This window comes from Streptomyces sp. NPDC091377, assembly GCF_044757045.1.
Lineage (GTDB): Bacteria > Actinomycetota > Actinomycetes > Streptomycetales > Streptomycetaceae > Streptomyces.
Genome location: NZ_JBIVUE010000001.1, coordinates 496016 through 511037, shown reverse-complemented (window position 1 = coordinate 511037; position 15022 = coordinate 496016). Strand labels below are relative to the sequence as shown.

11 protein-coding genes are annotated in these 15022 nt (G+C 72.3%); 6 read left to right on the top strand and 5 right to left on the bottom strand.

The window, feature by feature from the left end:
* Positions 1-83 precede the first annotated feature (83 nt).
* Positions 84-1313, bottom strand: a complete 1230-nt coding sequence (locus tag ACIQNG_RS02340) for an amidohydrolase (RefSeq protein ID WP_401482297.1) — start codon at positions 1311-1313, stop codon at positions 84-86.
* Positions 1314-1709: 396 nt separating this feature from the next.
* Between ACIQNG_RS02340 and ACIQNG_RS02335 the strand changes: the two genes are divergently transcribed.
* Complete coding sequence (locus ACIQNG_RS02335) at positions 1710-2303, top strand: hypothetical protein (protein WP_401482296.1); 594 nt, start codon at positions 1710-1712, stop codon at positions 2301-2303.
* Positions 2304-2485: 182 nt separating this feature from the next.
* Positions 2486-3256: an SDR family oxidoreductase gene (locus ACIQNG_RS02330; RefSeq protein ID WP_401482295.1), complete on the top strand. Its 771-nt coding sequence runs from the start codon at positions 2486-2488 to the stop codon at positions 3254-3256.
* A 112-nt stretch (positions 3257-3368) separates the two neighbouring features.
* Here the strand turns inward: ACIQNG_RS02330 and ACIQNG_RS02325 are convergent, their stop codons facing one another.
* From ACIQNG_RS02325 to ACIQNG_RS02310, 4 genes are all read right to left on the bottom strand, one after another.
* Positions 3369-4448, bottom strand: a complete 1080-nt coding sequence (locus ACIQNG_RS02325) for a hypothetical protein (RefSeq protein ID WP_401482294.1) — start codon at positions 4446-4448, stop codon at positions 3369-3371.
* A 177-nt stretch (positions 4449-4625) separates the two neighbouring features.
* Complete coding sequence (locus tag ACIQNG_RS02320) at positions 4626-5573, bottom strand: N-acetylneuraminate synthase family protein (RefSeq protein WP_401437370.1); 948 nt, start codon at positions 5571-5573, stop codon at positions 4626-4628.
* A 15-nt stretch (positions 5574-5588) separates the two neighbouring features.
* On the bottom strand, positions 5589-6866 hold the full coding sequence (locus tag ACIQNG_RS02315) for a cytidylyltransferase domain-containing protein (RefSeq protein WP_401437372.1): 1278 nt from the start codon (positions 6864-6866) through the stop codon (positions 5589-5591).
* Positions 6867-6898: 32 nt separating this feature from the next.
* Positions 6899-8251, bottom strand: a complete 1353-nt coding sequence (locus ACIQNG_RS02310; protein ID WP_401482293.1) for a DUF6716 putative glycosyltransferase — start codon at positions 8249-8251, stop codon at positions 6899-6901.
* A gap of 198 nt (positions 8252-8449) precedes the next feature.
* Between ACIQNG_RS02310 and ACIQNG_RS02305 the strand changes: the two genes are divergently transcribed.
* The 4 genes from ACIQNG_RS02305 (at position 8450) to ACIQNG_RS02290 (ending at position 14945) form a co-directional block, all read left to right on the top strand.
* Positions 8450-9436, top strand: coding sequence for a glycosyltransferase family 2 protein (locus tag ACIQNG_RS02305; protein ID WP_401482292.1), 987 nt, complete (start codon positions 8450-8452; stop codon positions 9434-9436).
* Positions 9436-10935 carry an alpha-2,8-polysialyltransferase family protein gene (locus ACIQNG_RS02300; protein WP_401482291.1) on the top strand — a complete coding sequence of 500 codons (1500 nt, stop codon included), beginning with the start codon at positions 9436-9438 and terminating at the stop codon, positions 10933-10935. The genes ACIQNG_RS02305 and ACIQNG_RS02300 overlap by 1 nt, the downstream gene beginning before the upstream one ends.
* Before the next feature lie 291 nt (positions 10936-11226).
* Positions 11227-12510, top strand: a complete 1284-nt coding sequence (locus ACIQNG_RS02295; RefSeq protein WP_401482290.1) for a hypothetical protein — start codon at positions 11227-11229, stop codon at positions 12508-12510.
* On the top strand, positions 12507-14945 hold the full coding sequence (locus ACIQNG_RS02290) for a polysaccharide pyruvyl transferase family protein (protein WP_401482289.1): 2439 nt from the start codon (positions 12507-12509) through the stop codon (positions 14943-14945). Before ACIQNG_RS02295 ends, ACIQNG_RS02290 begins: the two co-directional genes overlap by 4 nt.
* Positions 14946-15022 lie beyond the last annotated feature (77 nt).

Here is a 15022-nt window from a genome sequence, read left to right as displayed (position 1 = left end):
GTGTGCGTCGGACATCGGGGGTGGGGTTTCCGGCCGAATCCGGGCGGCCCGCCGATGCGACCGGCCCGCCCGGTGGGTCGGGGTCAGGGGGTGATCAGGGCTGCTGCTGTGAAGAGTTCCACGCCCACGGTGATCGCGTGTTCGTCCACGTCGAAGTCGCCCTGGTGGAGGTCGCGTACGGTGCGCTCGCCCGGGGCGCGCACGCCGAGGCGGGCCATCGCGCCCGGGACCCGTTCCAGGTACCAGGAGAAGTCCTCGCCGCCGAGGCTCTGGTCGGTGCTCTCGACGGAGGTCGCACCGCGCCGCACGGTCATCGCGTCGCGCAGCAGTTCGGTCACCGCCGCGTCGTTCACCACCGGCGGGACGCCACGGACGTAGGTGATCTCCGACTTGGCGCGGTGCAGATTGGCGACCTCGTCGATCGCGGCGTGGACGATGTCGGGGGCCTGCCGCCAGGCGTCGAGGTCCAGGCAGCGTACGGTCCCGGACAGCTCGGCGTGCTGCGGGATCACGTTCGGGGCGTGCCCGGACTCGATCCGGCCCCACGTCACGGCGAGCCCGCTGCGGGTGTCCACCCGCCGGGCGACCAGGGCCGGTACGTCGGTGACGACCCGGGCGACCGCCGTCACCAGGTCGGTCGTCAGATGGGGCCTCGCGGTGTGGCCGCCGGGCCCGTCCAGGGCGATCTCCAGCCGGTCGCAGGCGGAGGTGATGGCGCCGCTGCGCAGCCCGATCCGGCCCGCGTCCACGCGCGGGTCGCAGTGCACGGCGATGATCCGCGCGACCCCGTCCAGCACCCCGCACTCGATGGCGTCGGCGGCGCCGCCGGGAAGGACCTCCTCGGCGGGCTGGAAGAGCAGCCGCACCGGGTGCGGCAGCCGCCCCTGCCGGTGCAGCTCGGCGAGGACCAGACCGGCGCCGAGGACGACGGTGGTGTGCACGTCGTGGCCGCAGGCGTGGGCGCGGTCGGGCACGGTGGAGCGGTAGGCGCACTCCGTCTTGGCGTCGGGAATGGGCAGCGCGTCGATGTCCGCCCGCAGCGCGAGCATGCCCGAGGGGGCCGCGGTGGTGTCGCCGTCGAGCGGTACGCCGATGTCACAGACGAGTCCGGTGCCCATGGCGAGCACCCGTGGCTCAAGGCCCGCCTTCTCCAGCCGGGCCTTGATCGCGGCGGTGGTACGGAACTCCTGGTTGCCCAGCTCAGGGTGCATGTGCAGATCGCGGCGGAACGCCACGAGTTCGGTGCGCAGCGCCTCCGGCAACGTGCCGGGCAGGGCTTCCCCGGGGAGATCGACCTCGGACTCTGGGGACATCAATTGCTTCACCCTCTGAAGGGTAGGCCGCCCGGGCGGCCAACTGGCCCACGATCAACAAAACTTCAGCCCGTTAGGGGAAGAAAATCTGGCCGCCCGAGGCGTAGCTATGGACTTGGACGGGTAGACTCTCCGGTTTTCTCCGCCGGACGGACTCCGAACCGGCGTTCGAACGCCAGCACGAACCGGGCCAGGGCCAGTCCCGAAGGACCAGTCCCGGAGGACCCGGAGGACCCTGAAGGACCAGTCCCGGAGGACCCGGAGGACCCTTACCGAGAGTCTCCCTCCCTCCACGGATACCACGCCTCCCTCAAGTCCCGCTGAAGTGTTCATCTGCCGGAACTCGACTGTGGGAGGTCATGGCGCCGCTGCGGGACTCCGATAGCGTGCGCCGGCATGACGCGGACGACGGCTCCCGACGGGGCGGAGAGGGCCTGGCGGGCCCTGGCCGCCCTGCTCCCGCCGCACCTGGCCGGGCAGGTGCTGGACTGCTGGTCGATCGGCGAGCAGGAGGCGGGCCTCGGTCTGCTCGTCTCCGGCCTGGACGACGAGTCCGTCCCGATCTCCGAGGAGACCCGCGCCCTGCTGTCCGCCACGGCGGAGGACTGGGGCGTACGGGAGGCCCTGGAGACCGGGATCGCCGGGTGCCGCCCGCTGCCGGGAGACGCCTCCCCGGTACGGCTGCTGCGGGCGCCGGAGACGGCACCGCTGCCGGCCGGCGCCGTCGCGGGACGGCCGGACCTCTCGGCCCTCGTCCTGGTCCCGTGGATCACCCGTACCCCGCCCTCGTGCGGACGCCTCCTCGCCCGCGCCCACGGCCGCGAACCGTGGGGCGGGCTGTCGTACCTCGCGGAGGCGTACGTCGTCCTGGCCCCGGAGGGGCACGGCCGGACCCTCGTTCTCGACCCTGCCGACGCACAGGACGCACAGGACGCGCAGGACGCACTGGCCGCTCTGATCCCCTGTGAGGAATGTGCGGGATTTCGGTGAAAAGGATAAGGATCCCGTGAAGTAAAGAACGTGTCGGCTGTGAATATGCATTCCCTCGCCGCGCCGACTTGCAATCCGCCGACTCTCCCAAAGTATTCGGCTGTTCTTGGCGCCCCTCTTCACCGGCATGCCCTAATGGCAGTACGGGGGGTCTGTCAGGGACACGAGAGGAATCAAGGGTGATGAGTACCGAGCAGATCCGGCCGCTGGCCGGTGCGACCGCCGTGGTGACCGGGGGGTCACGGGGTATCGGCCGGGCGATCGTACGGCGGCTGACCGGGGACGGAGCGGCCGTGGTATTCAGCTACGGCCATGACGGCGACGCCGCGCGGGAAACGGTCGAGGAAATCACCGGGGCCGGCGGCACCGTATGGGCGGAGCGCGCCGAACTCACCGATCTCGATCACATCGAGAAGCTGTTTCTCGCCGCCGACGAACACTTCGGGCCGCGGCTCGACATTCTGGTGAACAACGCGGGAACGTTCTTACACACGCCCATCGGTTCGACCAGCGAGGAAGACTTCGACCGGCAGATCGCGGTGAACACCAAGGCCCCGTTCTTCGCCCTCCAGCACGCCGCCGGACGGATGACGGAGGGCGGCCGGATCGTGAACATCTCGACGGTCACCACCCGGTGGCCGCGGCAGGAGGAGGCCGTGTACGCGGCGAGCAAGGCGGCGCTGGAACAGGTCACCTGGATCGCCACCCGTGAACTCGGCGGACGGGGCATCACCGTCAACGTGGTCTCCCCCGGCCCGACGGACAGCGGCGCCCACGGGATGCTGCGCGGCGCGACCACGGACGAGGCCCGCGCGGAGGTGGCCCGCCAGACCCCGCTGGGCGCCCTGGGCCGCCCCACGGACATCGCCAACATGGTGGCCTTCCTGGTCGGCCCCGACGGCGGCTGGGTCACGGGGCAGAACATCCGGGTGGACGGCGGCCTGGTGTGGTGACATCGCCGTACTGACACCCGCTCCGGGGGTCGGCGAGGACCGGGCCCGTCCCCAGGCCCGCCGGGGGGGGCGCTCCGGCCGTTCGGGGCACCCCCGGCGGGTCCGCCGCCGGTCAGGCGGTCCGTACGGCCTGGAGGCGGTGGATGTCCCGGGCCGTGCCGGTCACTCCGGAGAGGAAGCCCTGGGCCCGGGGGGACGCGTGCCGGGTGAGCCAGGCGGGGTCGATGTCGCAGACGGCCACCTTCACCTCCGTACCGGCCAGGGCGAGGGGGAGGGTGTGGACGACGGTCGAGGGGAAGCTGAGGATCGTACGGCCGACCGGGCCCCGGCGGGCGACGAGTTCCAGGGGGAGTTCGGGGCGGACGATCTCCAGGCCGGTCTCCACGGCGAGGCGGTGGAGCTTGTCGGCGCTCTCGCGGCGGTGGGCGAAGTAGCGGGTGGCGCCGTGGGTCCCGGCCAGGGTGCGGACCGCGTCCAGATAGCGCTCGCCGTCCACCACACCCGTCTCCACCAGGGACGTGCCCACCATGTCCGCGCCCTTCGTGATGCGGGGCGGGCCGAAGCGGGCGCGGGTCCAGGAGAAGTCGTGCGGTGTCACCGTCACGCCCCGCGGTGACTCCTCGATCGGCATGGAGGAGAAGATCTCCACCCGGCGGTCCGCCATCGGCGTCAGCCGGCGTCTCGCCGCCGACGACACCGGGGCGAAGAGCAGGTCCCGGGGACCCTGGCGGTGCCCCTTGCGGTGCCAGCGCACCAGGCGTTCGCCCCGGGCGAGCTGGGTCACGAACTCCATCGTCGCCGTGCCGTCGTCCACCACGACCAGGTCCCGGGCGCGGGTGATGGTCAGCAGCAGTTGGACGTAGCGGGAGAACGGGTCGCCCATGACGATCCGGTCGGCCCGGCGCAGCGCGCCCATCAGCCCGCCCACCGTCTGGAAGGGGGCCGCGCTGCCGCCGCGCGCCTCCTCCCAGCGCACCTCGTGGCCCTCCTCCCGCGCCAGCTCGGCCATCCGGCGCAACTGGCCCCGGGTCATGGGGTCGAGGGGGGAGAGGACGACGAGGGTCAGCCCCGCGCCGGGCGTCTGCGTGTGCGCCCACTCCAGCACGTTCAGGAGCTGTACCGGGCTCTCGACGAACGCGAGTGTGCGTTGTTCGGCGGAGCGGGGGCCGGGCACTGCGGCGCGGGGGCTCATCCTCGTACGACCGTCCCGTCGTATGGCGTTGTCAGTGAGATGGGTGGAGCGGAGATGTGGGTGAAGCGCAGAAAGGGGTGGAGCGGAGAAAGCGGAGAGGGAAGGGGAGAGGGAAGGGGGCGGGGGCGTGGCCGGTGGTGGGTCCGGGCGCACGCCCCCTGGCACGGGGCCGGTGGGTCAGACGGCGACCGGCTCGCCCGCCGCCGCCGCGATGTCCGCCTGGGCGACGACACCCGGCACCCGGCGCAGCTTCTTCATCGGGCCCAGTTCGGAGTCGTAGACCTTCTTGACGCCGTCGCCGAGGGACGCCTCGATGGTGCGGATGTCGCGGACCAGGCGGGTCAGGCCCTGCGGCTCGACGGAGGCGGCCTGGTCGGAGCCCCACATCGCGCGGTCCAGGGTGATGTGGCGCTCGACGAACACGGCGCCGAGCGCGACCGCGGCGAGGGTGGTCTGGAGGCCGGTCTCGTGGCCGGAGTAGCCGATCGGGACGTTCGGGTACTCCTTCTCCAGGGTGTTGATCACCCGGAGGTTCAGCTCCTCGGCCTTCGCGGGGTAGGTGGAGGTGGCGTGGCAGAGCAGGATGTTGTCCGAGCCGAGGACCTCCACCGCGTGGCGGATCTGGCGCGGGGTCGACATACCGGTGGAGAGGATGACCGCGCGGCCCGTGCCCCGCAGGGCGCGCAGCAGTTCGTCGTCGGTGAGGGAGGCGGAGGCCACCTTGTGGGCGGGGACGTCGAACTTCTCCAGGAAGGCGACGGCCTCGGTGTCCCACGGGGAGGCGAACCAGTCGATCCCCTTCTCCTTGCAGTACGCGTCGATCTGGCGGTACTCGGCCTCACCGAACTCGACGCGGTGGCGGTAGTCGATGTACGTCATCCGGCCCCAGGGCGTGTCGCGCTCGATGTCCCACTGGTCACGCGGGGTGCAGATCTCCGGGGTGCGCTTCTGGAACTTGACCGCGTCGCAGCCGGCCTCGGCGGCCACGTCGATCAGCTTGAAGGCGTTGTCCAGCTCACCGTTGTGGTTGATGCCGATCTCGCCGCAGACGTAGACGGGCCTGCCGGGGCCGACCTCACGCGAGCCGAAGGTGCGGACGCGGGAGTGGGAGGGGAAGCTGCTCATGGCGGTGGGGGTTCCTTACTTGTCGAGAGTGTCGAGAGAGGGACCGAGGATCCAGCCGGCGATCTCCCGGATCGCGCCGTCACCGCCGGGCACGGTGGTGACCGCGCGTGCGGCGCCGCGCACGACGTCGTGGGCGCTCGCGACCGCGACCGGCCAGCCCACGAGGGCGAAGCACGGCAGGTCGTTGACGTCGTTGCCGACGTAGAGCACGCGCTCGGGCGCGATGCCCTGCTCCTCGCACCACTGCTTGAGTGCGAGGTCCTTGCGGTCGATGCCGTGCGCCACGGGGATCTTGAGCTTGCGGGCGCGGGCGGCGACGACCGGGTTCTGCTCGGTGGACAGGATCAGCATCTTCAGGCCGCTCCTGCGCAGCGCGGCGACGCCGAGCCCGTCACCGCGGTGGACGGAGACGAACTCCCGTCCGTCGGAGTCGATCAGCACCCGGTCGTCGGTCTGGGTGCCGTCGAAGTCGAGGACGACCGCGTCGATGTCGTCGGCGGTCGGCAGTGTGCCGGGCCGGTCGGCGTCGAAGAGCGGGGCGAGCGCGCGGGCGCGGGCCAGCTCGTGCGGGTCGTCGATCTCCAGGACGCGCGCGGCGTCGGTGCGCACCAGCTCGGTGCGGCCGAAGAAGCGGTGGCCGTGCGTACGGAACCCGGCCGCGTCCATGGCGTAGGCGGCGCCGGTCTCCAGGAAGTCCTGGGGGCGGTCCTGGCGGCGCGGGCGGACGGATTTGTCGTGGTTGACGCCGTAGCCGCCGGTGGGTTCGGCGCCCAGGTCGGACGCCTCGTCGTCGGCGTTGCGCCAGATGAAGCCGTGGAAGGGGGCGACGGTGACGGCGGTGTCGGCGCCGTGGTCGAGGATCGCGGCGACGACGCCGTCGATGTCCTCGCGGATCAGGAAGGGGCTGGTGCACTGGACGAGGAGGACGACGTCGACGGGGGCGCCGTGCAGGGCCTCGTGGGCGTCCATGGCGTGCCGGACGGCCGCCTCGGAGGTGGCGGTGTCCCCGGCGATGGCGGCGGGCCGCAGCACCACCTCGGCGCCGGCCTGGCGGGCGGCGGCGGCGATGGCCTGGTCGTCGGTGGAGACCACGACGTCGGTGACCAGCCGGCTGCCGGCGCACTCGCGGACCGCGCGGGCCACCAGCGGGACCCCGCCGACGGAGGCGAGGTTCTTCGCGGGCACGCCCTTGGAGCCGCCGCGGGCGGGGATCACGGCGAGGACCCGGCGCACGTCGGCGGGGTCCCGCTGCCGGCCCGCGCTGCTCGGTCGGCCCGTCTCGGGGTGTGACATGGGATGTACTCCTTGCGCAGGGTGGGTGCGGCTCACAGCTCCCCCATCCGCCGGATGACGGGAGCGACCCGCTGGACGCCGTGCCGGTAGGCGCCGCGTGCGGCGCGGCGCACTATCTGCCGGACCGGTCCGGGGTCCCGGTCGTGCGCGGGGGCGCCGGGCAGCGCGGTGCCGTCGGGGCCGAGGTGGTGGCGGGCGAGGATGCCGGGCAGATAGCCGGGCGCGGTCGCGGCGGTGTAGTACGGCGTGAGCGGCGCGAGTCCGCCGGGCCGGTCGAGCAGCTTGGCGATGCGCTCGCGGGCGGCGTCGAAGGCGGTCCCGTAGGAGCCTTCGGCGGCCACGCCCTGCCGGTCGACCCACTCGGCGTCGGGCGCGGGCCGGTGTCCGGCGTCGAGTTGTTCCCAGGAGGCGAGGCAGCCGGAGCCGACGAAGTGGTGGTTGCCGAGGGTCTCGCGGACGCCGAGGTCGGTGAGGACGACGGTGGGGACGCGGCGGTGCAGCGATTCCAGCGCGGCCGTCGAGCTGACCGTGACGAGCAGGTCGGTGCGGTCGAGGACCTCGCCCATGTTGCCGTACACGAGGCGGAAGTTGGGGGGCAGCTCACCGAGGCGCTGGGCCAGCTTCTGGTACGGGAGTTCCTCGATGTGGGTGGTGTGCTCGCCGGGCTTGGAGCGCAGTTTGAGCAGCACCTCGCGGTCGGGGTGCAGGCGCGCGTGCCGGACCAGCCGCTCCAGCAGGTACGTACGGTCCTTGCGGCTGTCCGGTACGGAGGGCTGGGCGGCGAAGACGACGGTGTACGGGTGGCCGTGGTCGCCGGTGTAGGGGGCGCCGCCGAGGAAGGGGAGGGCCACCTCGGTCACCGACGAGGCGTCGGCGCCGACCCCCTCGTACACCGCGCGGAAACGCTCGGCGTCCTGGCGGGAGTTGGCGAGGACCAGGTCGGCGCCGTGCCGCAGCAGCAGGCCGTCGGCGAGTTTCTCGTAGACGACGCCCACATAGCCGGTGACGACCACGGGCCGGTCGGCGCGGTCCTCCCACACCCGCCGCAGGCCGTGCAGCATCGCCTGCACCCCGCCGCCGACGAGGGAGAGGACGAGTACGTCGTACGACTCCTGCGCCATGGTCCGCAGGAACTCGACGGCCGTGACCTCGCGCAGGGAGTCGGCCGGGACGCCGACCTCGGCGAGTTGCCGGGGGGTGGGGGTGGACCGTCCGCGCAGCAGAAATCCGTCCAGCACGGGCGGGACTTGCGAGCCGTCGCCCGATGCGGCTTCCATGGACGGACCCGGGGCGATACGGCGCGCGGTCAGGGCACCCCATTTCCAGCGGGTGTCCGAGTCCGCGAGTACGGCGATACGCGGTGGCTTCGTTGTACTTGGTGGCACGCCCAAGACGCTAGAAAGCAATTCCTAGTTGTGGCCGAACCGCGACACAACAAAAAGTTAACAGCAGCCCACCGAAAGCCGAACTGGCTCGTCGTAGCCGAGAAAGTACACGGGATGCACCGTTCCGACACATTGAGTTCACCTTCCGTATGCCCATCGGAAAGTTTCGCAGCGGGGCCGCCTCCTAGGCTTTCTCGGGTGCCCAAGCTTTCCGTGATCGTGCCGTTCTACAACGTGCAGCAATACGCCCCCGACACCCTCAGAAGTCTTCGGATGAACGCCAGGAGCGACTTCGAATTCGTTCTGGTGGACGATTGCTCGAAGGACGAGACACCGGCCATTCTCGAACGCGCGGCCGAAGAACTCTCCGCGGTGGCCCAGGTGAAATTCCTCCGCCATGAGCAGAACGGCGGTCTGGCCACCGCCCGCAACACCGGGCTGGACGCGGCCGACGGCGAGTATCTGACCTTCCTGGACGGCGACGACTGGCTCGCCGAGGGATATCTGAGCGAGCTGGTCGGCGCCCTGGAGAGGCTGGGCTGCGATTTCATCCGCACCGATCACGTCCAGGCCAAGGCGCGCGCCCGCTCCGTGCACCGGGTGCCGGTGGGGCTGCGGGGCCGGGTCCTCGACCCGCGCGCGGCGATCCTGCCCGCGGACCGCTCCACCTCGGTCGACTACGCCTACGCCTGGGCCGGCGCCTACCACCGCAGGCTGCGGGACCGGGGCCTGCTGCACTTCACGGACGGGCTGCGCACCGCCGAGGACCGGCCCTGGATCTGGCAGCTGCACCGGGAGGCCGAGTCGTTCGCGGTGGTCAACCTGCTGGGCGTCTTCTACCGCCGGGGGGTGGCCAGTTCGCTCACCCAGATCGGTGATGTCCGCCAGCTGGACTTCATCCGCGCCTTCGACGAGGTGATCGAGGAGACGGCCGCCGACCGGGACGCGGCCCAGCTGCTGCCCAAGGCCGTCCGCACCTATCTGGCGATCATCGCCCACCATCTCTCGGAGATCGAGAAGTTCGAGCCGTCGGTGGCCAAGCAGTTGCGGTCGATGAGCGCGGCGGCGATAAAGCGGATGCCTCAGGACATGCTGGGCGAGGTGCTCGACACCATGGACCTGAACCGCTCCAACAAGCTGCGCCGGCTGCGGCGCCGGGTCACCACAGCGAAGGCGGCAGCCTGATGTCCGGTACGACCGACTCCCCCACCACCGGCCCCGGTACGTCCGGCTCCCTTGCTGCCGGACCCGGTTCCGAGCGCCCTCGTACGACTCAGATCTTCTGTGTCTCCACGCTCTACGGCACCGCCACGCTCGTCGCGGCGATCGAGTCCGACCTGTTCAGCGAGCCGGACCGCAGGATGCTGCTGGTCTTCAACAACTCCGCCACCCCGGAGACCACGCCCGGCGTCGACCGGATGCCGGGCTTCGAGGCGCTGCGCGACCACTTCGACGAGGTAGTCTCCTTCAACGACGCCATCCGGCCCTTCCACCCCGGCGCGTGGTCGCCGCGGGCCGACGACATGCCGCTCCTGGAGCGGTATCTGCGGATGCTGTGGGACCTGGAGTCCGACGACGTCGAGCTGGTCATGGAGTCCCTCCAGGTCAACCCGTCGCTGTCGCTGGCCCAGATCTTCACCGGCGCGCCCGTGCACGCGTACGCCGACGGCCTGATGAGCTACGGCCCCACCCGCAACAAGATCGACCCGCTGGTCGGCACGCGGGTGGTGCGACTGCTCCACCTGGACCTGGTGCCGGGGCTGAAGCCGATGCTGCTGACCGAGTTCGACGTACCCGCGCAGACCGTGCCGACCCGGGCCTTCCTGAAGGTGCTCAGCACCCTCACCGCCGATGAGCTGATCGCCCTGCACGGGCTGCCCGAGGTGCCCGACAACTCGGCGCTGCTGCTGGGGCAGTACCTCTCCGCGCTGAACATCCTCTCCGCCGCCGAGGAGGAGGACCTCCATCTGCGGATGATGCGCGGGGCCGTCGCCCTCGGCCACCGCTCCCTGGTCTTCAAGCCCCACCCCACCGCCCCCGCGAGCTACGGTCTCGCCCTGGAGGCGGAGGCGGAGAGACTGGGCGTCCGGCTCACCGTCCTGGACACCCCCGTCCTCGCCGAGGTCCTCTACGAGAGGACCAGCCCGGCGCTGGTCGTCGGCTGCTTCTCGACCGCGCTGTTCACGGCGTCGGCGCTGTACGACCTGCCGGTGGCGCGGCTCGGCACCGAGATGCTCCTGGAGCGGCTGGCCCCGTTCCAGAACAGCAACCGGGTGCCGGTGGCGCTGTCGCACGCGCTGTTGCCGGGGCTGGGGGAGGCCGGGGGGACAGCCGGGGGGACGACCGGGGGGACGGCCGAGAAGGTGACCGAGGGTGCGGTCGAGAGGGCCGAGGGAAGCGGCGCGGCCGGTGGGGACTTCCCGGCCGAGCTGCTCCAAGGGCTCGTCTCCGCCATGAGCTTCGCGATGCAGCCGCAGATCTACCCGGAGCTGCGCCGGACGACCGAACGCTTCCTCGCCCAGCACTACGGCCCGTTCCTCCAGCCGTACTTCAAGCGCCGTCGGCTGACCGTGCTGGGCCTGCCGGGCGGTATCCCCCAACGCCTGTCGTTCCTGCCGCGCAACGCGACGGCACGGCGGGTGGTACGGCGGGCCCGCGCGCTGAAGAAGGCCGTCAAGCTCTGACACGCCGGGCCCGGTCCATGCCCAAGGCGCATCCCGCGGACGCCATGCCGTGGGTTCCGTCCCGTGGGTTCCGTCCCGGGGTTTCCGTCCCGGGGTTTCCGTCCCGTGGTTTCCGTCCCGTGGGTTCCATGCCGTGGGTTCCATGCCGTGGGTTCCGTCCCGTGGGTTCCATGCCGTGGCTCCGTCCCGTGGGTTCCATGCCGAGAGTTCATCCCGCGGTCACCCGGAAGCCGCCCGCCCCGCCTCGTGTTCGGGCACATTCGGCCTCCGATCCGGAGGACGGTGTGAGGCATGTCGAACCCCCTGGCGGGATTGTTCACGGCACGGCAGAGGGAGGCCGCCAGGCGGGAGCTGTACGCGGGGAGCCTGCGGCGGTGCGGGACGCATCTCGCGGCCCGGGGCGGTCCGTCCACCCCTCGGGAGGCCCGGCTCACCCAGGCCGTCGGCGCCTTCGCCGTCGCTCTCGACGGGCCGTCGGCCGACCCCTTCGACGCGCTGCTGCGGGTCGCCGAGCGCGCGGTGGAGGCCGGTGACGAGGCCGCCCTCGCCCTCGCCCTGGACCTCGCGGGCCACGCCACCCGGCTGCGGCAGCGCTCCAGGTCGGCCTGGCGACTGCACGCGCTGGCCCTGGACGGGCTCGGCCGGGACGCCGAGGCGCTCGACTCGTACGGCCGTCATGCGGCGCTACTCCCTGACGGCGGACCGGCGCCCGGGATCGCCCGGCGGATCGACACCCTGCGTCGCCGCCGGGCCTGTCTCGACGCCGCCGTCGCCCTCTTCCCCGAAGCCGAAGCGCCCCCGCTCGACCGGCCGAGGGCCGCTCTGGAACCCGAGTTGGCCGTGTACGTCCGGGCCCGGATCGACCGGTACGGGGCGGGCGACGCCAAGGTGCGCACCCTGGTCCGGCTGTACGGCGACCACCAGCGGCTCGCGGAACGGGACGCGGTGCCCGAGTCAGCGGTCGGCCGGACGGCACCGCTCGGCGTCACTGGACTGCGCGGGCTGCTCGAAGGGCGCAGCGTGTGCGTGGTCGCGGACGGCGGGGTGGACGGCGGGGTCGTAGGCGGCGGGCGGGGCGCGGAGATCGACGGCTATGACGTCGTCGTACGCTGCGACGCCTTCCGCACGGAGCCGGTGGACACCGGTTCGCGCACCGACCTCCACGCCGTCACCCTGCGCGGAAACACCCCGTGGGAGGGCCCTTCCTGGGGGCAGCGGGCGAGGACACGGCTGGTGTTCGGGGACCCGGCGGGCGCGTGGCGGCGGGCGGTGCGGCAGCGGCTGGTGCCCGGTGCGCAGGAGCACGTCGGGGACGCCACGCTGCGCCGGCCGCTGAGCGACCCGGCGCTGCTGGGCGAGAGCGGCTGGGAGGACCAGGCGGGCATGGGGAACTCGGCGGAGGGGGCCGGTACCGCGTTCACCGTGCTGCGGCTGCTGGACTTCCTGGACGTGAGCGAGCGTCTGGACCTCATCGGCTTCGACCTGCCCGGCCGGTTCGGACCGCGCGAGGCCGCGTGGATCGAGGAGCACGCACGGCACATCGACGACAGCGAGACAAGGATCGCCCTGCGATGACTGGGACGACAACGGCGACGGCGGCGACAGCGGCGACGGCATCGGGCCGGTCCTCCGCGGACGACCGCAGCCACATAACCGGCCGGCGCCGGATCGCGTTCGCCGTGCACACGGACGAGGCCGGGCTCCCCGGACTCGCCACCCTGCTACGGAGCCTGGCGCTGACCAACCCGGACGTGTGCGAGGACTTCGTGGTCCTGCATCCCGGGCTCCCCGACCTCGCGTTCGACGCGCTGCGCCCGCTCCACCCCCGGCTGGTCACCCGCCGCGCGGACGGCGGTCGCCGCGAGGTCTTCCGGCTCACCGGCTACGACACCGTCGTGGCCCTCTCCCCCGGCATGGTCGTGCTCGGCGATCTCGGTGAGCTGCTGCGGCTGCGGCACGGGGTGGGCGCCGTACGGCAGATGGTGGGCGGCGTGGCGGACCCGGAGCGGCGGGCGGTGCTCGCGGACGGGCTGCTGGTGATCCAGCGGGCGGATGCGGCGGACGTCGTGGAGAAGGGGGAGGCGCTCCGAGGGGAGCGGGATCCGGACCTCGACACGGCCCTCGCGTCCGTGCTGACCCCGCTCGACACCCGCTACGACTTTGTCGCCCGCCGGCTCCACGACGACATGCCGGTACCGGAGCGGGTCGCCGTACTGCGCTTCACCGGGCCGGCGGACACCCCCGGGTACGGCCCCGCGGACGCGGCGCGGCGGCGGTTCGAGCTGGACGACGAGGAGTTCCGGGCCGCCTACCGGGCGCTGCCCGGCGCCAAGCACCCCGATCTGCTGGCGCACTTCGCGCCCCCGCTGCTGGCGGCGCGGCCCTCGCTCGATCTGGCCCGTACGGTCGCCGACGTGTACCGCAGACAGGGCCGGTACGACGAGGCGGTGGCGGTGCTGGCGCCGGTGCTGGGCGACCGGCTGGACGCGCCGCGCTGCCAGGAGACGCTCGGGCTGTGCCTGATGGCGCTGTCCCGCTACGACGAGGCCGAGACGCATCTCCTGCTGTCGGCGTCCTCGCCGGACGCGGCGCCGCGCGCGTTCGCCCAGCTCGCCCGGCTGGCCTGGCTGTGCGGCCGGGAGGCGGACGCGCACGCCTACGCGCGCGAGGGGCTGGCCGCGGATCCCACGGACGCGGGGTGCCACGCCTGGTACGTACGGACGCGCCCGGGGGCGGTGGGATCGCCGGGACAACCGGGGCAGCCGGAACAGCCGGGGCAGCCGGGGCAGCCGGGGCAGCCGGGGCAGCCGGGGCAGCCGGGGCAGCCGGGGCAGCCGGGGCAGTCGGAGGATGCCGGGACAGCCGTGCCGGAACCGCCCGCCCCCGGTGCCGGGACAGCCGTGCCGGAACCGCCCGCCCCCGTGGCCCAACAGCTCGCGCATGTCGCCCTGTTCGCCGAGGGGGACGAGAACGCCGGTGACAAGGTGCTGCCCGAGGCGGTCCGTCTGTGTTTCGGGCCGGACACCGGTCCGCGCCGCTGGTACGGCCAGCAGGTGCACCGGCTGGTGGACGAGGAGACGGTGGAGCGGCTCAACGCCCGGCGCGGGGTGATCGTAGGCGGCGGTGGGCTGTTCCTGCCGGACACCTCGCCCAATGGCAACAGCCACTGGCAGTGGAACGTACCGGACCGGCTGCTGGCCCGGATCACCGCGCCGCTGGCCGTGTTCGCGGTCGGCTACAACGTCTTCGACGGGCAGCTCTACCGGCGTACCCGGTTCGCGGAGAGCCTGCGCACGCTGGTCGAGCGGTCGGCGTTCTTCGGGCTGCGCAACCACGGCTCCATCGACCGGGTCCGTGAGCTGCTGCCGCCGGAACTGCGCGAACGGGTGCGCTACCAGCCCTGCCCGACCACCGTGGCCCGCCAACTGGTCCCCGACTGGACCGACCCGCTGCTGCGCTCGGACACGGTGCTGATCAACTGCGCGTACGACCGCTCGGGACTGCGTTTCGGCCATGACTACGGCCATTTCCTGGCCCAGATGGCGCTGGCGCTGCGCACCCTGCGGGGCCGGGCGGACGTACGGTACGCGGCGCACATGCCCGCCGACGAGCGGTTCGTGCACGATCTGCGGCGCGAGCACGGCATCACCCTGCCCGTGGAACGGCTGTACGGCAGGTCCAACGACACGATCCGGGCGCTGTACCGGGACGCGCGGCTGGTGGTGGGGATGCGGGGGCACGCGGGGATGATCCCGTTCGGCTGCGGGACTCCGATCCTGAGTCTGGTGTCGCATCCGAAGCTCGCCTATTTCCTCTCCGACATCGGTCGGCGGGAATGGGGACTGTCGGTGCACGACCGGGAACTCGGGCGGCTGCTCACGGAACGGGCGGTCGCCGTGCTGGACGATCATCCGGCGGCCGTGGCGGAGGTGCGTTCGGCACAGGAATTCCTCTGGAAGACCACCCGGTCGAACCTGGACGAGCTGAACCTCATCCTCGCCACCGACTGACGGAACGGCAGCCCATTGCACTGCGCGGCACGGCACGGCACGGCGCCGCACGGCACGGCACGGCACCGAGAATTCAC